The sequence below is a fragment of the Novosphingobium sp. PhB165 genome (assembly GCF_004341845.1).
Taxonomy (GTDB): Bacteria; Pseudomonadota; Alphaproteobacteria; order Sphingomonadales; family Sphingomonadaceae; genus Novosphingobium.
In genome coordinates, this window is record NZ_SLVB01000001.1 from 1,035,520 (window position 1) to 1,059,252 (window position 23,733).

The 23,733-nt window shown below is 65.9% G+C and carries 20 protein-coding genes; 7 read left to right on the forward strand and 13 right to left on the reverse strand.

Translation table 11 applies throughout. The annotated features are described in order from the left end of the window. Positions 1-95 precede the first annotated feature (95 nt). The 12 genes from EDF56_RS04910 to EDF56_RS04965 all read right to left on the reverse strand — a co-directional run bounded on the left by EDF56_RS04910 (position 96) and on the right by EDF56_RS04965 (position 15,823). Entirely contained in the window at positions 96-1,991 is a 1,896-nt protein-coding gene (locus EDF56_RS04910; RefSeq protein ID WP_132385556.1) for an XrtA/PEP-CTERM system amidotransferase, read from the reverse strand. Between the two features lie 11 nt (positions 1,992-2,002). Next, positions 2,003-3,568: an exosortase A gene (xrtA, locus tag EDF56_RS04915; RefSeq protein WP_243652387.1), complete on the reverse strand. Its 1,566-nt coding sequence runs from the start codon at positions 3,566-3,568 to the stop codon at positions 2,003-2,005. Continuing rightward, positions 3,540-4,763 (reverse strand): TIGR03087 family PEP-CTERM/XrtA system glycosyltransferase, encoded by a 1,224-nt coding sequence (locus EDF56_RS04920; protein ID WP_132385557.1) that lies wholly within the window; start codon positions 4,761-4,763, stop codon positions 3,540-3,542. The genes xrtA and EDF56_RS04920 overlap by 29 nt, the downstream gene beginning before the upstream one ends. Further along, the gene (locus EDF56_RS04925; RefSeq protein ID WP_132385558.1) at positions 4,763-5,836 is read right to left on the reverse strand and encodes a FemAB family XrtA/PEP-CTERM system-associated protein; all 1,074 of its coding nucleotides are present in this window, start codon (positions 5,834-5,836) and stop codon (positions 4,763-4,765) included. Before EDF56_RS04925 ends, EDF56_RS04920 begins: the two co-directional genes overlap by 1 nt. Then, positions 5,833-6,702: an XrtA system polysaccharide deacetylase gene (locus EDF56_RS04930; RefSeq protein ID WP_132385559.1), complete on the reverse strand. Its 870-nt coding sequence runs from the start codon at positions 6,700-6,702 to the stop codon at positions 5,833-5,835. The genes EDF56_RS04925 and EDF56_RS04930 overlap by 4 nt, the downstream gene beginning before the upstream one ends. Positions 6,703-6,735: 33 nt before the next feature. Further along, positions 6,736-7,929 (reverse strand): XrtA/PEP-CTERM system-associated ATPase, encoded by a 1,194-nt coding sequence (locus EDF56_RS04935; protein WP_132385560.1) that lies wholly within the window; start codon positions 7,927-7,929, stop codon positions 6,736-6,738. 49 nt (positions 7,930-7,978) lie between these two features. After that, positions 7,979-9,664, reverse strand: coding sequence for a preprotein translocase subunit YajC (locus tag EDF56_RS04940; protein ID WP_243652388.1), 1,686 nt, complete (start codon positions 9,662-9,664; stop codon positions 7,979-7,981). A gap of 50 nt (positions 9,665-9,714) precedes the next feature. Continuing rightward, on the reverse strand, positions 9,715-10,701 hold the full coding sequence (locus EDF56_RS04945) for an AAA family ATPase (RefSeq protein WP_132385562.1): 987 nt from the start codon (positions 10,699-10,701) through the stop codon (positions 9,715-9,717). A gap of 11 nt (positions 10,702-10,712) precedes the next feature. Further along, on the reverse strand, positions 10,713-12,233 hold the full coding sequence (locus EDF56_RS04950) for an XrtA system polysaccharide chain length determinant (protein ID WP_132385563.1): 1,521 nt from the start codon (positions 12,231-12,233) through the stop codon (positions 10,713-10,715). Between the two features lie 17 nt (positions 12,234-12,250). After that, positions 12,251-12,895, reverse strand: coding sequence for an XrtA/PEP-CTERM system exopolysaccharide export protein (locus EDF56_RS04955; protein WP_132385564.1), 645 nt, complete (start codon positions 12,893-12,895; stop codon positions 12,251-12,253). A gap of 169 nt (positions 12,896-13,064) precedes the next feature. Further along, positions 13,065-14,291 (reverse strand): pyridoxal-dependent decarboxylase, exosortase A system-associated, encoded by a 1,227-nt coding sequence (locus EDF56_RS04960; protein ID WP_132385565.1) that lies wholly within the window; start codon positions 14,289-14,291, stop codon positions 13,065-13,067. Beyond that, entirely contained in the window at positions 14,288-15,823 is a 1,536-nt protein-coding gene (locus EDF56_RS04965) for an acyl-CoA ligase (AMP-forming), exosortase A system-associated (RefSeq protein WP_132385566.1), read from the reverse strand. The genes EDF56_RS04960 and EDF56_RS04965 overlap by 4 nt, the downstream gene beginning before the upstream one ends. Positions 15,824-15,859: 36 nt before the next feature. On the opposite strand from EDF56_RS04965, the gene EDF56_RS04970 reads away from it, so the two are divergent. The 4 genes from EDF56_RS04970 to EDF56_RS04985 are packed head-to-tail and all read left to right on the forward strand — an operon-like array spanning position 15,860 to position 18,660. Beyond that, positions 15,860-16,864: a GNAT family N-acetyltransferase gene (locus EDF56_RS04970; RefSeq protein WP_243652389.1), complete on the forward strand. Its 1,005-nt coding sequence runs from the start codon at positions 15,860-15,862 to the stop codon at positions 16,862-16,864. A 38-nt stretch (positions 16,865-16,902) separates the two neighbouring features. Continuing rightward, positions 16,903-17,166 carry a phosphopantetheine-binding protein gene (locus EDF56_RS04975; RefSeq protein ID WP_132385567.1) on the forward strand — a complete coding sequence of 88 codons (264 nt, stop codon included), beginning with the start codon at positions 16,903-16,905 and terminating at the stop codon, positions 17,164-17,166. Between the two features lie 34 nt (positions 17,167-17,200). Beyond that, positions 17,201-17,875 (forward strand): hypothetical protein, encoded by a 675-nt coding sequence (locus EDF56_RS04980; RefSeq protein WP_132385568.1) that lies wholly within the window; start codon positions 17,201-17,203, stop codon positions 17,873-17,875. Beyond that, on the forward strand, positions 17,872-18,660 hold the full coding sequence (locus tag EDF56_RS04985) for a hydrolase 1, exosortase A system-associated (protein ID WP_132385569.1): 789 nt from the start codon (positions 17,872-17,874) through the stop codon (positions 18,658-18,660). The genes EDF56_RS04980 and EDF56_RS04985 overlap by 4 nt, the downstream gene beginning before the upstream one ends. A gap of 235 nt (positions 18,661-18,895) precedes the next feature. On the opposite strand, the gene trxB is transcribed toward EDF56_RS04985, so the two are convergent. Next, positions 18,896-19,864, reverse strand: coding sequence for a thioredoxin-disulfide reductase (gene trxB, locus EDF56_RS04990; RefSeq protein WP_132385570.1), 969 nt, complete (start codon positions 19,862-19,864; stop codon positions 18,896-18,898). 178 nt (positions 19,865-20,042) lie between these two features. Here trxB and EDF56_RS04995 point away from each other — a divergent pair, with 178 nt between their 5' ends. From EDF56_RS04995 to EDF56_RS05005, 3 genes are all read left to right on the forward strand, one after another. Next, the gene (locus EDF56_RS04995) at positions 20,043-20,921 is read left to right on the forward strand and encodes an alpha/beta hydrolase (protein ID WP_132385804.1); all 879 of its coding nucleotides are present in this window, start codon (positions 20,043-20,045) and stop codon (positions 20,919-20,921) included. A gap of 147 nt (positions 20,922-21,068) precedes the next feature. Further along, the gene (locus EDF56_RS05000) at positions 21,069-22,178 is read left to right on the forward strand and encodes an HlyD family secretion protein (protein WP_132385571.1); all 1,110 of its coding nucleotides are present in this window, start codon (positions 21,069-21,071) and stop codon (positions 22,176-22,178) included. A gap of 10 nt (positions 22,179-22,188) precedes the next feature. Beyond that, a complete protein-coding gene (locus EDF56_RS05005; protein ID WP_132385572.1) occupies positions 22,189-23,733 on the forward strand; it encodes a DHA2 family efflux MFS transporter permease subunit in 1,545 nt (514 codons plus the stop codon).

Genomic DNA, 23,733 nt, shown 5'->3' on the forward strand with positions numbered 1-23,733 from the left:
TGACCGGACCTAGGCCAAAGGTCCTAAGAATAGGTTAGGTTAATCCACGTTCACGATGATTCGCCGCATGGCCTTCCCTCCGCGCGGCATCAGGCTCAGGCGATCCCCAGCCGCGCGAGCGACCTGTCCAGCATCAGAAGCTGCCACAAGAGCCGCGAGTGATCGGCCCGCCCGGCAATATGCGCCTCCGCCAGCGCGGTCAGGCGCCGCAGATCGAACCAGCCGGTGCGCCCGAGCGTGGCGCTGGTCGCGATTTCCCGGGCGGTATTCGCAAGCGGTCCGCGCAGCCACTGCGCGATGGGTGTCACGAAGCCCTGCTTCGGGCGATAGAGAATATCGTCCGGCAACATCCGCCGCATCGTCCGCTTCATCAGCCATTTGCCCTGCCCGCTCCGCACGCGCATCGATTCGGGCAGGCTGGCGGCGAATTCGATCAGGCGGTGGTCGAGCAGCGGCTCACGCGCTTCAAGGCTGACCGCCATGCTCGTGCGGTCGACTTTGGTGAGGATATCCCCCGGCAGCCAGTGCTTGAGATCGGCATATTGCGCGCGGTCTAGACCCGAGCGGGCCGGGGCGCCGCGCATCGTCTCGATCACCGCGTCCTCGGCCCGATATTCGCCGCGCAGGCGCAGGAAGGCGTCCGAATAGAGCGTGTCGCGCAGTTCCGGCGGCGTGAAGCAGATGGCACGCGCATAACCCGTCGCACTGTCCGCCGCGAGCGACTGGAAGGTCGCCTTGGCGCGCAGAGGGCGCGGCGCCCAGTCCGCCTTGGGCCAGATTCGCCCTGCCGTCCCGAACACCGGACCACGCAGCGATTGCGGCAGCACCGAGCGCACCCGATCCTCCCCATGCTGGAACACGTGGCGCCGATAGCCCGCGAAAGCCTCGTCCGCGCCGTCGCCCGACAGCGCCACCGTCACCGATTCCCGCGCAAGCTGGCACACGCGCCAGGTCGGCAACGCCGAGGCATCGGCGAAAGGCTCGTCGAACATCGCCGAAAGCGTATCGATCGCATCGAAATCGTCCGGCGAGACCCGACGCGAAACATGGTCGGTGGAGAAGCGCCGCGCAATCTCGTCCGCATAGCCCGTCTCGTCCAGCGCCGCGACGTCGAAACCGATCGAGCACGTCCGCACCGGGCGCGACGACGCCTCGGCCATCAGCGCAACCACACTCGAACTGTCCACCCCACCCGACAGGAACGCGCCCAGCGGCACATCGGCAACCATGCGCGATGTCACCGCCTCGCGCATGAGGTGGAGCAGCTCCGCCTCAAGATCGGCGATTCGGCCCTTGCGGCGTTCGGCGAAAGTCACGTCCCAGTACTGCACCGGCTTCGGCATCGGCGCGCCATGGCGCAGCAGCAGCGTATGGCCTGCGGGAAGCTTGGAGACACCCTTGAGGATCGCCCGGCTGTCCGGCATGTAGCCCCAGGCGAGGTAATCCTCCACCGCCAGCGGATCGATCTCCCGCCGCAGCAGGGGATGCGCCAACAGCGCCTTGAGTTCGGAACCGAAGGCCAGACTGCCGTCGCTCAGCGGTGCAAGATAGAGCGGCTTCACGCCCAGCCTGTCGCGCGCCAGGAACAGCGATCGCGCTTCGAGATCGTAGATCGCGAAGGCGAACATGCCGTGGAGGCGCGAAACGCAGGAAGGCCCCCAGCGCTGCCAGGCGGCCAGGATCACCTCGCTATCGCCCTGCGTGCGGAACGTAGCGCCATGGGCCTCCAGTTCGCTGCGCAGCGCCTGAAAATTGTAGATCTCGCCGTTGAACACCAGCATCGCCCGGCCATCGGCAGAGGCCATGGGCTGCGGCGAGCCGGCAACGTCGATGATCGAGAGGCGGCGATGGCCCAATGCAATGCCCGGAGCCGTCCAGACACCCTGTCCATCAGGCCCGCGATGAGCGATGGCATCGCACATCGCCTCAACCCGCGCGGGATCGACGGGCTTGGGCGTCTCGAGATGGTAGATACCGGCAATCCCGCACATATATGACGGACCTAGCGGAGCTTGCCGATGCGGTCCATCCACCCTGAGGGGCGGTCCGTCGCGGCGAGGAACCGGGCGACCGCACGTTCCGCCGGTCGGCCGGGCCGATCTTCGGCGGAAAGAATCAGCATCATCGTCGGCCGTTCCCGCAGCAGCAGATGATCGCCGATCACCGCCAGCTTGAGACGGGCATTGCTGCCGGTCAGCAGACCTCCGGTGCGGTACCATGTTACCGCGAGGCGCTCGACCGTTCCGGCACCGAGAAGCCGTTCGCTGCGACCATCGGCAAAGGCGGGGCCGACACCCTGCCAGGCCCACGGGCTGTCCGGCGTCAGGGCGCCCTGCCCGAAGCCTCCGGCCTCGCGCCCTTCTCCCTGACTGGCATAGAGTGCCACGAAGACATCGACCTGATCGCCCTCACCATCCGCGTAGCGGCCAAGCAGTCGGTGGTCGGCGCCCTCGGCGCGCGGTTCCCACCAGATCGCCGGGGCATAATCGACCCGGTGCCACCCTGCGACCTCCGGTAAATCGATACGCGCCGGCACGGAGGCCTTCAGATTGTCGGCATAGTGCGCCCACAGGAATGCGCCCGTCACGATGGCTGTCATCGCCAGCAGCGCCAGCGATGCCGAAATCCGCGCCTCTCCAAGTCGTGCCAGCAGGGGATCGGCTTCGATCCGTTCGGCATCGATCATTGATGTTTCGAGCGGGCGGTCGAAGAAGCGCCAGCCTCCGGCGATCACGCCCGCCAGCACCAGCGCGAAGAAGATCCAGCCGTAGACGATGTGGTCGAACCCGGCCGCCTTTTCGGTGCCCACGAACTGCGCGGCGAAGATCGTCGCCCAGGCGCGTACCCCGTTGGCCTGCACCGGCACGACGACACAGGCCAGCAAAAACCCAGCGCGCCGCCGCCAGCTTATGAAGCAGACATTGGCGGCGAGCACGCCGAACGCGATCATGGCGATCAGGAACTTCACGCCCGAGCAGGCCTCGGCAACCTCGAACAGCCCGGCGCGCGTATCGATGAACACCCCGTCGATCCGCGCCTCGATCCCGGAGAGATGCGTCAGTGCAATCGTTATCCGGGCCGTCACGGTCTGGAGAACTTCAACCAGTTCCTCTCCGAACGGCACGAGGAAGACCATGTAGCAGAGCGGGAACAGCAGCCCGGCAGTGACTTGCGGCCCCAGCAACAGCGGCACCGATGAGGCGAGCAGCGCCACCGCCCCGGCCTGCCTTGCAAGGTCGAGGCCCGAAAGCGCGCCGAGCAGCCAAAGGAAGGCCGCCATCGCGAAGGGAACGACGCCGGGCCACCAGCAAGATGGCGTCAGTTTCGCCAGTTCGTCCCGCCGCTGCCAGACCAGCCAGCCGATGATCGGCGGGATCAGGATCACGTGGTTGTAAGTCGAGATATCCCACCACTGGCGCGCCATTGCCGACCAGTCGGGGAAAAAGGCCACGATCAGCGCCAGCCAGCCCAGAGAGATTCGCAGGAGCGCGCCGCGCCAGTGCTCCGGAACCGCATGCGCCCGCGCAAGCGAAAGCGCCTCAGGCGGCATCGCTGAGCCCCGGAGCATTGCATCCCATCAGTCCCGGCAGCGCGGCGAGCGCGGCATCCCAGCCCGCGTGAGCCTCGATCCACGCGCGCGCGGCGTGCCCAATCATTTTAGCCCTGACGGGATCTGCCGCCAGTGCGCAGACCGCCTCGGCCAGCGCCGTATCGTTCTCTCCCACGAGGAAATCGCGTCCGTCCTCGGCGGGAATCCCGGTGGCCGCGCCGGACGAGAGAACCACGGGAAGGCCCATGCTCATCGCCTCAAGCACCTTGTTCTGCACGCCGCGCGCGATTTCGAGCGGGACCAGCGCCATATCGGCTGCCGCCAGAAACGGGCGAACATCGTCAACCCGGCCCCATATGTGAATGCCGTCGCGCCCATGGTGCGCGGTCAATGCAGGCGGCGGATTGCGGCCGACGACGTGCAGGCTCGCATCGGGAAAGCGGGTGCGGACGGCGGGCATGATCCGCTCGATTGCGCGCTTTACAGCGGCCACATTGGGCGCATAATCCATCTGTCCGGTGAAGATTAGGCGGGGCCCGGTCATGTCCGCCATGCGCGGCTCGGGCGTAATTCCGGCCGGATCGAACAGGTCGCTGTCGATGCCATTGCCCATCGCTTCCACGCGGCAGGAGGGATCGGCCCGCCGCTCGCGGAACAGCCGGGCCTCGGCATCGCTGACCAGCAGCGTGGCATCGGCGCGGCGGGCGATATCGGCTTCCTCGCGGGCGAGAAGGCGGCCTTCGCGCCGCTCCATCCATGCGCGCGGGCCACGGCCCTTCGCGCCGTAGGCCTCGAACTTGGCCGAATCGACATCGACGAGATCGGCGATCACACGTCCGGCGAACTCGGCCGGGACATATTGCGCCACCTGACCGGAAAAGAGGTAGATCCCCGCAATCGGACGGGTCCGCAGCGTTTCGGAGACCCAGCGCGCCATGCGGGCATCGTGGAACGCCGTGATGCTGAGCGGCCGCCCGCGCGCCAGCGCCTCGATCCCCGCCAGCGCCAGCGTCTTTGTGCGATCGAGCAGCAAGTGGCTCGCCGCGAGTGCCGCCAGATCGCTCTCGCTGTCCCGGTCGGCGGGGTCATCGGCGAAGCAGCCGACATGGACCGGCGCCAGCCTCGCCAGCGCCTTCAGGATGTGGTGGGAACGGATCTTGTCGCCGCGATCCGGGGGAAAGGGAATCCGGTGGGCGAGGAACAGGATCTCCATTACCCAATCCCGCGCGCGATCAACGGCCCCAGCCGGTTGGCGACGAAGAGCGGCAGGCGCTGCCAGACTCTGATCTGGAGCGAGAGTCCGGCGCTTGTCGGATCGGCATTGCGTCTGGCGGCGCCCGGCGCGGTCCAGGTCCCGTAAGTCAGCGGCTCGGGCTCGAAGCCCCAGTTGCGCTTGAAGTGATAGGCGCCGCTCGCGGTCTTCGAGCGACCGAAGTCGAAATGCGTGCAACCGCGCGTGCGGGCATGGCGCATGAGTTCGAAATACATCCGGTCATTCGCCCGCAGCCCTCGCGCCGCATGGGTGCCGCCGCCCCAGTAGGGCATCGCCGCGCCCCGGTGATAGAGCGTGATGACGCTCGCGACCGGCGCCCCGGCGTGGCGCACGGTCAGGATATCCGCGTCCGCCCCGAACGCATCGATCACCGCATCGAGCAGCGCGCGCGGAAAGACCGGCGTGCCCAAATTGCGATAGCTCTCGGCAAAAACGGCGTAATGCGCCGCGCGGTCGCGTTCGGAGCTGCCGATTTCGATTTCGAGATCGTTGGCGAGACCCTTGCGCACTTCGGCGCGCTGCTTGCGCGGAATCGCGAGCAGTTCAGCCTCGTCGTCCGCCGCGAGCGGGCGGGTGAAGTTGCAGTGGCTCTCGGTCTTGAGCGCCCAATTTGCGCGCGCATCGGGCAGCACGCCGCCGCGCAATTCGATGGCGAGGCAAGACAGCCGCAACGCCAGTTCCTCCAGCGCGGCGAAGATCGCCTCGACATCGGCCTCAGGCGTGGCCAGCAGCCCGCCGCCGACGGCAAAGCCGCTCGACGCCAGCAGACGCCCGAAGACCGGCGAGTGGATCGCATCGAGCGGCAGGAAGGCGACGATTTCGCCGTGCCGCTCCTGCACCAGCGCCAATGCGCGATTGCCGGTGGCCTTGGCGACCGCGACGAACCAACACGGACGATGGAACGGCGTGGCATCGGGATGGCGCGCCAGAAAGCTCTCGATCCGGGCAAGTTCGTCGGGATCGTCGAGATCGGGCAGGCGCAGACTCGCCGGAAGCGAAAACGGTGCGTTCATGCCGCCAGTGCCGTCACGCCCGCCGCCTCACGCGCGGCGATCTCGTCCATCCGGCCCCAGCGGAACTCGCCGATAAGCCGGCGCAGCTTCCCGGCCATCACGCCCAGATTGGTGTAATGGCGCAGCCGCGAACGCAGCGGCGCATTGTCGACGCGCGGCTGACTCGGGTCGATTTCCCAGGGATGGAAATAGAACACCGCCGGGCGCCCCTCGCCGTTCACTTGCCGGATCGCCCAGCGTGAGAAGCCGTACGGCAGGACACGGAAGAACCCGCCGCCGCCCGCCGCGAGTCTCCGCCCACCGAAAAGCGCGGTAGTCACCGGGATTTCCACGAAATCCGACCCGGAGATCGGCTGGAATGCGAAACGCGGCGCCTCGCGCCAACCGTAGTGATCATGCACCACCGGCGCGACGCTGGACGAGTAGCGATAGCCCTGCTCCGCCAGCACATCGAAAGCCCACGGCGTGCGCGCATCGATGGAAAAGCTCGGCGCACGATAGCCGGTGACGGCCACGCCCGCCGCATCCTCGATGGCCTTGCGTGCGCGGGAGAGGTCTTCGCCGAAACGGTGCGGGTCCATGCGGAACACGCGCTCGTGGTCCCAGCCGTGGCTGGCGATCTCATGCCCGGCCTCGACGATCCGGCGGATCACCGCTGGATGCCGCTCGGCGATCCAGCCCAGTGTAAAGAACGTGCCGACCACACCGGCCTCGGCAAAAAGCGCCAGAATTTCATCGCAGTTCCGCTCGACCCGGCAGGGCAGCGAGGGCCACTGGGCGCGGTCGATCACGGTCTCGAAGGCGCCGACCTGAAACCAGTCCTCGACGTCGACCGAAAGCCCGTTGATCGGCCGCATATCACGCATGTCTGGCTCCAATTCCCGGCGCGCGCAGTCGGATCAGGCCGCCGCGCGGTGGCCTTCGCCGCCCTCGAACCATTCGATGAGCATGGTCAGCATGTGGCGCAGCGTGGCCTCCTGCTCCTCGACACGCGTTTCCAGCCGGGCGACTTGCGCCTGTGCCTGCGCGAGCTGGTTCTGAAGCGTAGCGATTGCCTGCGGATCGCCAGTGGCGGTGCGATCCACATGCTCCGCCGCTGCGGCGAGTTCGAGAACCGCGCGTTGCAGCTCGTCGATCTGCATATCGCGCTCGGCCAGCGCGCTCTCGATCATGGCGGCAGTGGCCCCGGTATCGAGAACCACGGCCTGGCCAGCCGGTTCGGCGTGCACAGGCGCCGGCGAAGGCGCCTTGGCCGGCCGCGGGCTGACGAGCGCGATGGCGCCATCGTCATCAAGCTCACCCAACACTTCGTTCAGCATGGAGACGTCGATCCGCACCCGCTGCTCGACTGCACCCAGCAGCAGCAGGCGGTTGAGCACCTGATTGATCCGGCGCGGAATGCCGCCGGTCGCGGCATGGATCGCGCCATGAACCTCGTCATCGAAGGCAGGGCGGCCCTGCCATCCGACGCAGGCGAGCCGGTGCTCGACATAGCTACGCACTTCGCCTGCCGTCATCGCGGTAAGATGATGCGTCGCGATCACGCGCTGGCGCAGCTGCTCCAGCTGGTCGCTTTCGAGCAGCGTCGTGCGAAACTCGGGCTGTCCCAGCAGCAGCGTCTGCAACAGCGGATGCGCGCCGAGCTGGAAGTTCGAGAGCATGCGCAGTTCTTCGATGGCGCTGATCGAAAGGTTCTGCGCCTCGTCCACGATCAGCAGGCAGCGACGACCGGCGCGCGCCTCGCCGTGGAGGAAGTGCTCGATGGCGCCCAGCGCCGAGGCCTTGTCGTGCCCCGCCACCGGCAGGCCGAACTCCTGCGCAACGACATGGACGATCTCCTCCCCGTCAAGCGCGCTGGTCACCACGAGCGCGGCGGTCAGCTGCGCGGGGTCGATCGTCGCCATGAGGTGCGCCACCAGCGTGGACTTGCCCGCACCCACTTCGCCGGTGATGACCACGAAGCCCTCACCCTGCGCTAGGCCATAGCCAAGGTAGGACAGCGCCTTGCGGTGCGTCGCGCTCTCGAAATAGAACGCCGGATCGGGGGTGAGCTGGAAGGGCCTAGCCCGGAGCCCGTAGAAATCTTCGAACATTTCCTGTTCTCCTCGCGCACTGCTTAAAGCGCGAATTAAAGCGGAACTCTTAAAAACTGTACCTCAGCCCGGCGAGGGCAGATGCGGTCCAGATATCGTCATCGAACGTATCGTCGCGGCTGGCGCCATCGATGCTGAGCGCGAGCGACGCGCGCAGGCGGCGGGCCAGCATGCGGTAATAGGAAGCGCTGCCGCCATAGCCGGTGACATTCCCGGTCAGCGGGTCGCTGCTCGACAGCCAGTTGGCGTAGACGCTGGTGGACCAGCCCGCCTCGCGGCCCAGACGGCCGGAGAGATAGGCGGCCAGCCACCAGTTCTCGTCCACCGTACCGTTCGCGGCGGCGAGCACCGAATCCTCGCGGGCGATGAAGCGGCGGTGGTCGTAACCCGCGCCGATCCCGGCATCGAGGCGGCCGAAGCGCGTCGAATAACTCGCTGCGAAGCCCTGCGCCCGGAACACCGCCGAGCGCACCGATCCCAGCGCGCCCGACAGACAGGTGCCGCCGTTGAGCGAGGACACGCAGCCGCGCAGGTCACCCGTTACCGGATCGCGCACGGCCTCGAAATCGTCGGGCAACTGGTCGATCACGCGGTTGAGCTGGCCGCCGAAGCCCGAGATATTGTTGTAGACCGCAAGGTTCACGCTGCTGCGGTCGTTCGGCGCCCAGGCCAACGTGCCGCCATAGGCTGTCCCGCCATAGCGCCGCCCGACATGGGCCGAGAGCGAGGTGCGCCGGCTGGGCCGCCACATGACCGCCACATCCCAGATCAGCCCGCTGACATCATAGGCGAGTTCGCGCGGCGCGCTCTTGTCGGTCCGATAGCGGCCGTCGCTGCCGATCACCGGGTTGCCGTCCGCATCGCGCAGCGCATCGCGGCTAGACACTTCGACATCCTCGTAACCGAGCGCGCCGACGACACGCACGGTGCGGCTGACCGGCACCGTCACCAATCCCCGCGCCTGCATGTCGCGCACGCGCTGGTCGAGGTTGGAGATGTCTTCCTGATAGAAGCTGCCGCCGACGCCAAGGCCCACGGGCAGGATCACATCGGGTTCGACGCCTGCTTCCAGATCGGCGACCTGGGTGACGCTGCTGTCGAAGATGTCGGGTCCGACCGCGCCGCCATAGGCACCGGGCTCGTCCACCTTGGTGTAACCGGCGCGGTAATCGGCCGAGAGATTGAGGTCGCCCGCGCGGGTCTTGAACGAAGGGCCGCCATAGACGGTGTAGATATTGGTGCGCGAGGTGCCCGGCAGTGTGCCACCGGACAGCGCCGATCCGCCTGAGCCTACCCGTGTCTGCGTCGCCAGAGCGCCCGCTTCCAGCGTCAGCCCCGGCAGCACGGTGGTATAGCCGCGCGCGACACCGCTCAGCACGTCGCCATTCGACGCCCGGCCCCAGCCGATCTGCTTCTGGTAGCGGACCGAGGCGGCAAGCGCATTGTTGCGCCCGGTGATCGAGGCATCGACGCCGACCGCGAGTTGGGTCCAGGTGAGTACGTCGCTACCCGGCGAAAGTTCGGCGGTAACGATCTGATCGACCTCGATATAAGGCGTGATGGCCAGCTGGCGAGCGCCTTTCGCGGCGCCATGCCCCGTCCCCCCGGCGCTCTTGCCCGTGGCACCGGAATCGGCACCCGTGGCACTCGTGCCGCCCATGCCGGAACCCGTACCGGCCATGCCCGCCGCACCGCTACCCGCGACTTGCGCCTGGGCTTCGACGGGTACCAGCATCATTACGGCAAGACACGCTAAGGCCGGGTACGCAAACACACTTCCAACGCTCATCCACTGTACCCGTAATAGGATCCGAAGCGACGACCGCTCGGGCTGAACTGCGCGCCGTTAAGCAGCAGTTGGACATTGGGGCAGGCATCGAGCAGCGACACCGCATCATCGAGCGCGCCCTGCCCGGTCCGGTCGGCGCGCACGATCACCACGGCCTGTCCGACATGCTTGGCAAGCTCGGCAGCGGGTGACGCGGCCAGTGCCGGCGGCGAATCGAAGATCACGATCCGGCGCTGGGTACCCTCGGTCAGGCGGCCGAGCACTTCGGCGGTGCGCGAGGTGGAGAGATATTCGCTGTCGTTGACGGTCGTATCGCCAGCCGGAAGCACCCAGAGCCCGGGCACGTCGGTGCCGAGCACGCAGTCGGCCACGTCGATGGTTTCGTCCATCAGCGCATCCATAAGTCCACGCCCGCCCGGCAGACCGAGGGTCGAAAGGATCGACGGCTTGGCGAAGTCGGCATCGACCAGCAGCACTTCGTTTTCCTTCTCGGCCGCGATGGCGAGCGCGAGATTGAGCGCGCAGTAAGTCTTGCCCTCACCCGGATGCGGCGAGCAGATCAGCACGCGCTGCGCGGCCGCACCGGCATTCTGGCGCCGCAGGTCCGCCGCCTGTACCAAGAGCTGGCGCTTGACGATGCGGAACTCTTCCAGAAGCGCGGTCACGGTGCCTTCGGGCACGATCAGGCCCTGCTCGCGCAGCCGTTCGCGGTCGATCGGATGGCGCGGGCCGGTGAAAGTCACCGGGGACGGCGTTGCAGGCTCCACCGGACGGGGGCTCGTCTGGACTGCCGGTTGCACGGGTACGGGCGGCGGCGTCTGGACCTGAGCCGCCGAAACCTCGGGCACAGCCGGAAGCACGGGACGCGTCATGCGCGAAAAATCGAAGCGGCCGGCCGCGCGCTCGATCAGCGATTCACGCTTGGCCGGGACGGCATCGTCTGCGGTCGCGCCGGGCTGCGGGATCTTGCTCTGTTCGGTCATAGTCACGGTCCTCAGGTCACCGTGCCCCGCTGGATGAACTCCACCGCGAGCAACACCACGAAGAGCCCCCCGAGCGCCGCCCCGCCGCCGTAGAACAGCTTGAGCTTGCGGCGACGCATCGTCCGCACGCCATCGGTCACGTGCTGGGAAATCGCGCCCAGCACCGGCAGTCCGGTGGCCTTCTCAAGCCCTCCGGCCGTGGCGAAGACCGAACGGACGCGCCCCAGTGCGAAGGCCGCCACACAGCCGCCGCCGATACCGACCAGCAACACGCCGAAAAGCAGCAGCGGGCGGTTGGGCGCGATCGGCTTGCGCGGGCTCGTCGGCGGGTCGACCACCTGGAACTTCACGGCCTCGCGCCCGGTCTTGACCTCGCCGCGCAGGCGCAGTTCCTCGCGGTCTTGCAGCAGCTTGTCGTACTGTTCCTTGAGCACGTCGTAATCGCGGTTGATCCGCTGCGCCTCGGTCGCCAGCGCGGGGTCCTGAATGGCCGAGGCGGTCAGCGAGCCGATGTCGGACTGAAGCCCGGCCTTGCGGGCGACGAGCGCCTGAACGGCGGCCTGACGCTCGGCACGGATCGACTGGAGCGAGCTGTACGCGGGGTTCGGCGTGCCGCCGCCGCTCGCGGCCTCCTGTGCCGCCGGGCCCTTGAGCGCGGCGATCTGGTTGCGCGCGGCGATCACGTCGGGATGGTTTTCGGTCAGGCCCCGGCCGCGCAGTTGCACCAGATCGGCCTGCGCATGGGCCAGCGCGGCAGCCGCGCCGCCAACGCCGGTACCGGCGATCGTGCGCGGCATGCTGGAAAGCTGACCGTCGATCGAGGCCAGCGCGCTCTGCGCGGCGACGAGATCGGCCTCGACATCGCGAAGCTGCGTGCGCGAGGATTCCAGCCGCTGCACGACGGCAGCGCCGCCTTGCGCCATTTCCGGGTGCTGCGCCTCGAAAGTGGTGCGGCGCTGTTCGGCGCTTTCCAGTTCCTTCTCGCGCACCTGCAACTGGCCGTTCACGAATGTCAGCGTTTCCGCCATGTCGCCCCGGTCGCCCGAGAGATTTTCCTCACGGAAGATGTCGATCATCTTCTGCGCCACTTCGTGCGCCAGCCGGGCATTCTCGGCATCGGAAAACGAGCCGTAGTCGGCCCTGGCAGTGATTTCGAAGAGGTTGTCCTCCTGGCTGACCACCTTGACCTTGTCGCCCAGCCGCAGCACCGCCGCTTCCATCTGGGCAGGCGTATTCACGGTTTCGCCCAGCCGGGTGCCGCGCACGACCTTCTCAAGGTTGACGGCGCTGGTCAGCGTCTGGCGAATGCGCTCGATATCGCGCTTCTTGTCCGCCACGCCGATGCCGACCTGCTCGGCCAGCGCATCGTCGAGCTGAATGAAAATGCGCGCCTGCGATTCGTAGGCATTGGGAATCAGGGCGACCACCAGCCAGCCAAGCAGGCAGATCGCCCAGGCCACGCCCAGCGCAATCCAGCGCCGGTGCCAGACGCTGTGGATCGCGCTCAGCAGTTCTTCGTAGAGGCCGTTCATGTCACCCTAGGTCCCTCTTAGAACATGCTTTCGGGGATGATGATCACGTCACCGGGGCTCAGCATCACGTTGGCCTTGCTCTCGCCCTTCTTGAGCAGATCGGCGAGGCGCAGCTGATATTCCTTCTGGGTGCCGCTCGCCTTGTCGAAGCGGATCAGCCGGGCGCGGTTGCCCGCCGCATATTCTGACAGGCCGCCCACCGCGATCATCGCATCGAGCACGGTCATGTTGGCACGGTAGGGGATCGAGGCGGGCTTCTCCGTCGCCCCGACCACGCGAATCTGCTGGCTGAACGTGCCTGCAAAACCGTCGACAATGACGGAAACGAGCGGGTCCTGGATATATTGCGAGAGCTGAAGCCGGATGTCCTCGGCCAGCATTGCGGGCGTCTTGCCGACGGCCGGCATGTCGCTGATCAGCGGCGTGGTGATGCGCCCATCGGGCCGGACCTGCACTTTAGCGCCCAGTTCCGGGTTCCGCCAGACGAAGACCGTCAGCTGGTCCAGCGGACCGATCACGTACTCCTCGCCGGGCCCCTCCTGCATCGCCACGAACTGCGCGGGCGGCAGCTGCGGGCGCGAGGCTGCGCTTGCAGACGCCGTCAGGACCACGCTGGCAAGCGCGGTTCCGCCCAGCAGACGGACAAAGCGGGAGTGCGGCATAAGCTCTTCCTTCCAGCGCCGATCCACGGAGGAAATGCTTCCCCGTCGCAGACCCGGCAGAATTCAGCCTCCGCTATCGGTTGAAAGGGTGAACATTGCGTTAGCCAATTTGCCCGGAATCCGGTCAGTCCCGGAATGAGACAACCTGAAAGAGAGTCTTAACGCCCTCTCACACCAGCATTTCGCGGGCCGGACCCTGCCCCAGGAAGGCGGCCGGACTGGCGCTGGCCCCATAGGCCCCGGCAAGGAACACCGCGACCAGATCACCCACTTCGGCGCGCGGAAAACCGCCCTTGTCCGCCAGTTTGTCGAGCGGAGTGCAAAGGCATCCGACGATCGAAGCCTCTTCCTCGACCGGGGCGTCAAAACGCGTGGCGATGGCGGAGGGATAGTTGCGGCGCACCACGGTTCCGAAGTTGCCCGAAGCGGCAAGCTGATGGTGAAGACCGCCGTCGGTTACGAGAAAGACCTCTCCGTGGCTCTCCTTCCGGTCGATCACGCGGGCGATATAGACCCCCGCCTCGCCCACCAGATAGCGCCCGAGTTCGATGCAGAAGTCGGTCTCTCGCAGGACTTCCGGCAGCGATTCGAAACGCTCGGCCAGACGCGCCCCCACTTCGGCAAGATCCAGCGGCACGTCGCCGGGGAAATAGGCAATGCCGAAACCACCGCCCAGATTGCAGTGCGGCAGCGCCGAGCCACTCTCCTCTGCCAATCGCGCGGCGAGATCCAGAGTCTGCCCGTGTGTGTCCGCAATGGCGGCAGCGTCGAGTGCCTGCGAGCCCGCAAAGATGTGGAAGCCGCGCCATTCCGCGCCGCTCGTCACCACTTCGCGCACTAGGGCAGGCACACGCGCGGCGTCGACGCCGAAAGGCTTGGCACCGCCGCCCATCTTCATGCCCGAGCCCTTGAGGTCGAAATCGGGGTTCACGCGAATGGCGAGGCGCGGTGTACGGCCCAACTTTTCGCCGATGGCGAAGGCCCGGCGCGCTTCGGCCTCGGATTCGAGATTGAGCGTGACGCCCGCGACGATCGCCGCCTCGATCTCGCGATCGCGCTTGCCCGGGCCGGCAAAGCTGACTTTCGCCAGATCGATCCCGGCCCCGCGAACGATCTCCAGCTCGCCGCCCGAGGCGATGTCGAACCCGTCGACAAGGCCGTTCATCAGGGAAAGCAAGGGCGCGAAGGGATTGGCCTTCACGGCATAATGCAGCGCCAGCCGCGCAGGCATGGCCGCGCGCAACTGCGCGACCCGCGCACGGACGAGATCGGCGCTGTAGAGGAAAAGCGGCGTATCGCCCGCCTGCTCGACCCATTCGGTCACCGGCTCGCCGCCGACAGCCAGCACGCCATCGATTGCCGCATAACCGGCCGGAATCGGACCGAGCGGCTTCACGACGCCATCTCCGCCAGCTCAGCGGCAAGGCCGGTGCGATCGATCTTGCCATTGGGGCCGATCGGCATGGCCTCGCGCCAGTGAATGGATTTTGGAATCATAAAATTAGGCAAATCTTCCTTGAGCTTGCGCGTGAGTTCTTCTTCCACACCTGAACTTCCCGGCATCGCCCTCACGACAAGGTGAACTGCCTGCCCCAGACGCGGATCGGGCAGGCCCAGCGCCACCACCTCGGCAACCAACCCGGTTGCCAGTGCAGCCTCCTCTACTTCCTGCGGACTGATGCGGTTGCCGGCGGACTTGATCATGGCGTCACGGCGTCCGACGAAATAGAGCAGGCCATCGGCCGCGCGCCGCACCCGGTCTCCGGACCAGACCGCCATGCCGCCATAGCGCGACGCCGCCGGAGCGGGCTTGTAGCGCTCTGCGGTGCGTTCCGGATCCTGCCAATAGCCTTGCGCGACCAGTGGCCCGGAATGGACGAGTTCACCCTCTTCTTCGTCCTGAGAAACTTCTCCCAATTCATTTATAACCAACACTTCTGCATGCGGTATCGCCATCCCCATCGAGGTGGGGTGCGTATCGATCAACGTGGGATCGAGATACGTCGAGCGAAACGCCTCGGTCAGGCCATACATGGCGAAAAGCCGCGCATCCGGGAACAGCGCGCGCAGCCGCCGAACGAGATCCACGGTCAAGGCCCCGCCACTGTTGGTGAGGCGGCGCAGCTTGGCCGCCGTCTCGGCCGGCCAGTCGAGTTCGGCTATCTGCACCCAGAGCGGTGGCACGGCCGCCAAAGTCGTAATGCCGTGCCGCTCGACCGCCTTCACGACGTCACGTGGCACGAGATAATCGAGAGGGACGACGCAGCCCCCCGCGAACCAGGTCGAAAACAACTGGTTCTGCCCGTAATCGAACGAGAGCGGCAGAACCGCCAGCGTGCGATCATCGGGTTCGAGACCGAGATACTGCGCCACGCTCTCGGCCCCGAGCCACATGTTGGCATGGCTGAGCATGACGCCCTTGGGCCGACCGGTGGAGCCGCTGGTATAGAGAATCGCTGCCAATTCGTCCGGATCGGCCTGAGACGGCGCCAGATCTCCAGCGAGCGCCGCCGCCTCGGACAGTGCGGCCGCTTCCTCAACAACACGGCAGGCGACCGGGACGTCCGCGTCGCCCAACGTCGCCAGTCGCGCGGGAGTGCCGATCAGCATCACGGCGCCGCTATCCGCAAGGATATGCGCGACTTGCGCGTGCTTGAGCAGCGGGTTCACCGGCACATGGATCAGCCCCGCGCGTGCGGCCGCCAGCGGCATGAGGCAGGTGAGTTCGCCTTTGGCCGCCCATGTCGCGACGCGCGCACCTTTTTGCGGAATTTCCTGCGCCAGCCACGCCGCCAAGCGGGAGACACGCGATCTTAAGGCCTTGTAGTCCAGAGTCTCCCCACGCAGCACCAGCGCCGGGGCATCGTCTTGCCCGCACAGCGCCAGATGGTCGAGCGGCAGGATCGGAGTATCGGGACTGCCACTCATGTCGAGGAAAAGCTCCGCAGAAGGTTGTTAGGCTACGTGGTAAAGGTCGATTATCACCGCGATCTTAAGCAAGTGCAATCGGACGGCCAGCTAGCGCTCCGGCTTTCCGAGAGCAACCAGCACGCCCCGTTCGACCGGCTCGACTGGTTCGTTATGCTGGCCGAGCACTGCGACATGGATCCATTGATCGCCGTCGCGCGCGATGGAGACACTCTGGCCGCACTGGCGCTGGCCAATAATTTGGGTGAACTTCAGGCGCTATCCAACTGGTATACCTTTCGTTTTCGCCCTGTCGCGAGCGATACCGAGGCCTTGTTGACCACGCTTGCCCGGGATCTTGGAAAACGGGCGCACCGGCTGACGTTGCGCGGTGTGCCGGACGAGGACGACAGCGCGGCCTTGCTCGCGCGCACGTTCGCGCGCGCAGGCTGGCGGGTCTTCCGCGAACCTTGCGACGTCAATCACGTCCTGCCCGTAAGTGGCCGCAGTTACGAAGAATATATCGCGGCGCGCCCCGGTCCCTTGCGGTCCACGCTGAAGCGCAAGTCCGGCAAAGTCTCCACCATGATCCTCGATCATTTCGATGCCTCGGCATGGTCGGCTTACGAAGATATCTACGCCGAAAGCTGGAAAGTCGCCGAAGGCAGCCCCGCTTTCCTGCGCGCCTTTGCCATGGCCGAGGGACAAGCCGGGCGGCTGCGTCTTGGCATCGCTCAGGTCGGCGGCGAGGCCGTGGCGGCGCAGATGTGGACAGTCGAGGGCGGCACCGCGTGGATCCACAAGCTGGCGCACCGGGAAAGCGCCAAGCCGTTTTCGCCCGGCTCGGTGCTGAGCGCGGCTCTTTTTCGTCATGTCATCGATGTGGACAAGGTCGATCTCGTCGACTTCGGCACCGGCGACGATCCCTACAAGCGCGATTGGATGGAAATTGTGCGACCGCGATACAGACTGGAGATGTACAGGCCGCTCGATCCCAGAAACTGGCCGAATATCGCCAAGGGGGCCGCACGCCGCCTTGCCGCAGCCGCGAAGCGCGGCTAGAGGCGCGGAGATTACGATAATGCCCGAAGAGAGGGGCCATGCCAGACGATACCGACCTGCTGCTGCGCCGAATCCTGACGGACGTGCTGGGCCTCAAGCAGGGACAAGCCGATACTTTCCAGGCGGATACCGGCCTGTTCGGACACTTGCCCGAGCTCGACTCGATGGCGGTGGCCGGCCTGCTGACCGAGTTGGAAGACCGACTGGACATCATCATCGAGGACGACGAGATCGACGGCGAGATGCTGGAGACCTTCGGCGGCCTGCTCGAATTTGCCCAGGCCAAGCGCGCCACGGCCTGACCGGCCTTAGCGTCGTTACCGGGGGGACCGTCGCATGACTCCCCTGCTCTGGCCTTGCCCGCAAGCGCATCTCGGCGCAGGCGAGGAATATGCGCTCGTCTGCGATCGGGGCCGCGCGCGGCGACTGCTGATCGTGCCCGCCCTGTTCGACGAAGCGAACCGCTTGCGGCGTTTCACGGTCGAGGTGATGCGACGGCTCGATAGGGCCGGCGTAGACACCTTCCTGCCCGACTTTCCCGGCACCAACGAAAGCCCGCGCAATCTTTGCGATCAGGACGCCGATAGCTGGCGCGCGGCTATGACCCTCGCCGCTGAGCATTTCGGCGCAACGCATGTGCTTGCCCTGCGCGGAGGGCGCCTGTTCGCTCCGGTTGGGCTTCCCTCATGGCATTACGCCCCGGTGAAAGGTGCGAGCATCCTGCGCTCGATGGTTCGGGCCCGAGTGCTCGCAAGCCGCGAGGCGGGGCGAGAGGAGGCACGCGAAATCCTGACCGAAATGGCGCATAGGGAAGGCGTGGTTCTGGCCGGATATTCGCTCGGTGCGGCCCTGTTCGGGGATCTGGAAACACGCGAACCGGATCCGTCCGCCGCGATGATTGCGCAGGACCAGCTCGGCGGCAGCGGCCTCTGGTTGCGCGCCGAGCCTGACGAGGATGCCGCCCAGGCCGATGCGCTTGCCGCCCTGCTTATCGCGGGATTGGGCGCATGAACCGGCGGCATTTCAGCTTTGCCTGCGAAAGTGCGCAGCTTGCCGCGACGCTCGACGATGCTTCGGGCACCACCGCCTTGCTCATCGTCTCCGGGGGCAACGAGACACGGGCGGGAGCATGGAACAGTCAGGCTCTCCTTGCCGCCCGTGTCGCCGCCGAAGGCTATCCGGTCCTCCGATTTGACCGGAGGGGTGTCGGCGACAGCGAAGGCGACAATCGAGGCTTTCGTTCAAGCGCGCCGGATATCGCCGCCGCACTCGCCGCCCTGCGCACGGCGTGCCCGCAGGTCATGCGTGTAGTCGGATTCGGCAACTGCGATGCGGCCAGCGCGCTGATGCTGGCTGGCGGAGCGGGTTTCGACGCCCTGATCCTGTCCAATCCCTGGACTTTCGCAGAAGATTCCGCCGACGAGCCCCCTGCGGAGGTCGTGCGCAATCACTATCGGCGGCGGCTTGGCGATGCGGCCGCACTCAAGCGCCTGCTAACGGGTAAAGTCGCTATCGGGCCGTTGCTACGCAGCCTCTTTGCGGCAGCGCGGCCTATTCCGGGTCGGCCGAAAGGTCTCGCAGCGGAGATCGCCTCCGGAGTTGTGGGCTTCAGGGGGCCGATACGCTTCCCGATCGCCGGGCGCGACCGCACGGGGCTCGCTTTTCTGGCGAATTGGGACAAGTCGGACGACCGCTTGCGCATCTGTTCCGATGCCACGCACAGCTACGTCGAGCCTGAGGCTCAGGACTGGTTGTTCAGGCAGGTTTTGGAAATACTGCGAACCACTGCGCACTGACGCTTCGAGCGTCAATGCGCAGCCTTCGAACGCAGGGTTCACCTCACATCCCTCCGTCGCCCCCGCGAAGGCGGGGGTCCCGCTTCCTTCTCTCCACGTCGCGAGAAAAAGCGGGGTCCCCGCCTTCGCGGGGACGACGGGGTTTTATATTCGACGCTGATACTTGGAGTGTTGCGTGTTTGGTATTCAGGTGGGAGAGCCGTCTTCGAGCCGCTCTCCCTTCCCGATCAGATAGTTACGCCTCGACCTTAGCAGCTTCTGCGAAGTCACGGTGGGCAAGGTAGCGCTCGGCATCGAGCGCGGCCATGCAGCCGGTGCCGGCAGCCGTGATCGCCTGGCGATAGGTATGGTCCATGACGTCGCCGCAAGCGAAGACGCCCGGAATTTCGGTCTTAGGCGTGCCCGGTTCGACCAGCAGGTAGCCGGTCTCATCCATCGGCAGCTTGCCCTTGAACAGTTCGGTCGCCGGAGCATGGCCGATGGCGACGAAAGCGCCGTCTGTAAGGATTTCGCTCTGCTCGCCGGTCTGGGTGTCGATCAGAGCCAGCGCGCGCAGGTCGCCGTTCTCGCCTTCCATGAAGCGCTCGACGCGCTTGTTCCACACGACCTTGATCTTCGGGTTGGCGAAGAGGCGGTCCTGCAGGATCTTCTCGGCGCGAAGGCTGTCGCGGCGGTGGATCAGGGTCACTTCGTCCGAGTGGTTGGTGAGGTAAAGCGCTTCCTCGACAGCGGTGTTGCCGCCGCCGATCACCACGACCATCTTGCCGCGATAGAAGAAGCCGTCGCAAGTGGCACAGGCGGAAACCCCCTTGCCCGACAGTTCCTGCTCACCCGGAACGCCCAGCCACTGCGCCTGCGCGCCAGTGGCGATGACCAGCGTATCGCCTTCGTAGACGTCGCCCGAATCGCCCACGGCGGTGAACACCGGGCCCTTGAGATCGACCGAGGTGATCACGTCGTACATCATCCGCGTGCCGACATGGACGGCCTGCGCCTCCATTTCCTGCATCAGCCAGGGGCCCTGGATCACTTCGCGGAAGCCGGGATAGTTCTCGACATCGGTGGTGATGGTCAGCTGGCCGCCCGGCTGAAGACCCTGCACCACAATGGGTTGCATGCCTGCACGCGCACCGTAGATCGCGGCGGACAGGCCACCGGGGCCGGAGCCGATAATGAGCATGCGGGTCTTGTGCGTGGTCGCCATTTACGAAGCCTCCGGCCTATATCTCTTGAAATTGATTTCGTGAAAATCGTCGGGGCGCGAGATAGGGCCAAGCCCCCCGGTTTGCCAAGCGTTTCGGGCCTCATCGAAATACTTGATCCCCGCAAATCATCGCTTCGTCGCAGTTGACCTTATCTCCGTGGCAGATCACGCTTCGATGATGGACAGCCAACTCGGACCTACCTCGAACCGCTTCGTATCGCAGCGCCTGCGCCTCAACTATGTCGATTGGGGCAATGCGGAAGCGCCGCCACTGATCCTCCAGCACGGCGGGCGCGACCATTGCCGCAGCTGGGACTGGGTGGCCGAGGAACTGCGCCGCGACTGGCACGTGATCTGCCCGGACTTGCGCGGTCATGGCGATTCCGAATGGTCGCCCGAGGGGCATTACGGCATGGACGCGATGGTCTACGACTTCGCGCAGCTCGTGCACACGCTGGGTTACGACAAGGTCACGATCATCGCCCATTCGCTGGGCGGCGGGATCACCACGCGCTTCGCCGGGATGTTTCCCGAGAAGGTGGAGAAGTTCGTCAATATCGAGGGCCTCGGCCCCCCGCAGCATATCCGCCGCCAGATGGAGGAGCGCGGCGCGGGCGAACGGCTGCGCCAGTGGGTGGACGACAAGCGCCGTGCCTCGGGCCGCACGCCGCGCAAATATGCGACCCGGCGCGACGCCTATCAGCGCATGAAGGAGGAAAATTCCTTCCTCACCGACGAGCAGGCCCGCCACCTCACCATCCACGGCACCAACCGTAACGAGGACGGCACCTGGAGCTGGAAGTTCGACAATTACGTGAACATCTGGTCGGTTTCCGACATGCCCACCAGCGATGTGATCGCCCTGTGGCAGGCGATCACCTGTCCGATGCTGATGCTCTGGGGCAAGAACAGCTTCTCGCAGAGCCCGGCCACCGACGGCCGCGTGGACTATTTCCCGTCGGCTGAACTGATCGAGTACGAGAATGCCGGCCACTGGCTGCACCACGATCAGTTCGACCGTTTCATGACCGATGTGAAAACCTTCCTCGCCCGCTGAATTCTTCCCGCGTCTTCAGCCAAAATCGCATTCGCGATCAGGCCCACGTTCCTCTTGCGATCCTCGCATAGCTGATACTAACTATGCTTACTATCTGTGCCCCCGAGTCTCTCGTCCGGGAGCCGAGGGGCACGCGAAGGAACCAGAATGAACGCGGAAACCTCGATCGTGGCCGAAGACGAAGGCGTCTCGGTTCCCTCCGCCCGCCGCAAGCCCTTGCGCGCGGTGCTGATGCTGGCGGGTCCGCTGATCGTGCTGACCGGAGCCGGATGGTTCTATCTCTCCGGCGGGCGCTACGAGGAAACCGACAATGCCGCGCTCCAGACCGGCATGGTCGCGATCAGCCCGAATGTGGCCGGCACCGTGGTCGACATCGCGGTCCGCGAGAACGAGCATGTCCGCAAGGGACAAGTGCTGTTTCGCATCCGTCCCACCAACTTCACGGCCGCTGTTGATTCCGCCGAGGCCGAGCTTGCCAAAGCCCAGACCGACGCCGCCTCGCGCCGCGCCGATTATCAGGAAGCGCTGACCCAGGTCTCCGCGGCCCAGGCCCGTCACGATTTCGCCATGGGCGAGGCCTCGCGGCAGAAGTCGCTGACCGGCGAGGGCATTTCCTCACGCGCCCAGTACGAACAGGCCTCGACCGAGGCGCGCACGGCGCTTCAGGCCATTGCCGCCGCCGAAGCGCGCGCCGAGAGCCTCCGTGCCGGTCTCGCCGGGCATGTCGAGGGCGATACCTCTGCGCTTCCCGACGTGCGCAAGGCGGCCGCCAAGCTGGCGCAGGCACGCATCGACCTTGCCGATACCGAAGTCCGCGCGCCACAGGACGGCATCGTCACCCGCGTCAACCAGCTTCAGGTCGGCAACTACGTATCACCCGGCCGCGCGGTGTTCATGCTGACCGGGCTCAATTTCTGGGTGCAGGCGAACTTCAAGGAAGACCAGCTGCGCTACATGCGCGCCGGCCAGCCGGCGACGGTAACGCTGGATGCGTTCCCCGATCATGCCTTCAAGGCCCATGTCCAGAGCTTCAGCCCCGGGACCGGATCGAGTTTCTCGGTGCTTCCGGCCGAAAATGCCACGGGCAACTGGGTGAAAGTGGTGCAGCGCCTGCCGGTGCAGGTCACGCTGGACGAACCGGCGGGCAACCTGCCGCTCGGCGCGGGCCTGAGCGCCAGCGTCAAAGTCGATACCGGCCACGAACGCCACCTCTTCGCCGCCGATACCTCGTCCAATTCCGCCGCGCGCAAACCCTGAGCCGGTGCGGATGCCGCCGGTGCCCGCAGCGCCCTCCCCCTATCCGTCGCCGTTGCAACGGCTGCTGATCACAATCCCCTGCATGTTGGCCTCGACCATGGTCGCGGTGGACATAACCATTGCCAATGTCGCCCTGCCGCACATGCAGGCCAGCCTTTCCGCCTCGCAGGAACAGGTGCTCTGGGTGCTGACCAGCTACCTTGTCGCCAGCGCCATCGCCACGCCGCTCAGCGGCTGGCTGGCCGGGCGCGTGGGACGCAAGAACGTGATGCTGTTCTCGGTCGCCGGGTTCACGCTGGCCTCCGCGCTCTGCGGGCTTGCCACCGATCTCCAGACGATCATCCTCGCCCGTTTCCTGCAAGGCGCTTGCGGAGCGGGCCTGGTCCCGCTCAGCCAGGCGATCCTCCTCGACATCAATCCGCCTGAAGAACACGGCAAGGCCATGGCGATCTTCGCGCTCGGCTCCATGGCCGGGCCGATCATCGGACCAACGCTGGGTGGGTGGCTGACCGACGCGCTGACGTGGCGCTGGGTCTTCTTCATCAACCTTCCGTTCGGCGCCCTGTCTTTCCTGGGCATGCTGGCATTCCTGCGCCGCCGTCCGAGCCGATTGCAGACGCGGTTCGACCTGCTGGGCTTCGTGCTCGTCTCCGTTGCGCTGACAACGCTGCAACTGATCCTCGACCGCGGCGAGCACCTCGACTGGTTCGATTCCGGAGAAATCCGGATCTACGCCCTGATCTGCGGGCTCGCGAGCTATCTCATGGTCGTGCATATGGCCACCGCGCGCGATACCTTTATCCGGCCCGGCCTGTTCAAGGACCGCAACTTCGCGATCGGCTCGATCTTCTCGATGATGATCGGCGTAGTCGCCTTCGCGACGATCCCGATGATCGTGGTGATGACTCAGTCGCTGCTCGGCTACTCGGCACTACAGGCGGGCTTCATCAGCCTGCCCCGCGCGATCGGCACGCTGACATCGATGCTGTTGGTCTCGCGCCTGCTCAAGTACGTGGACACCCGCGCGGTGATCGTCACCGGGCTCGTACTCATGGGCTCGGGCATGCTGATGTATTCGCATGTCGACCTTTATGTGGACCAGCGCACGTTGGTTTTCGCGGGGCTTGTGCAAGGGCTGGGCAGCGGGATGATCTTCGTGCCGCTATCCGTCATCGTGTTCTCGACGCTCGATCCGGCCTTGCGCAACGAAGGCGCGGCGATCTTTGCGCTCACCCGCAATGTCGGCAATGCTGTCGGCATCTCCGCGATCCAGTACGAATATCTCCACTTCATCGCCCAGTCGCAAAACGACCTCGTCCAGCACGTACGGCCTGATAATCCCATGTTCGTCTGGGCGCGGCCCGATTTCGACTTCGGATCGCAGCAGGCCATGAGCGCGATCTATGGCGAAATTTCGCGGCAGGCGACGATGGTGGGCAATATCACACTGTTCCATTTCGTATTCGTGTTGACCCTTTGCCTGATCCCGCTCGTGCTGCTGATGCGCGTGCGCAAGGTCGAGGCGGACACCCATACACTGCCCATCGGGGAATGA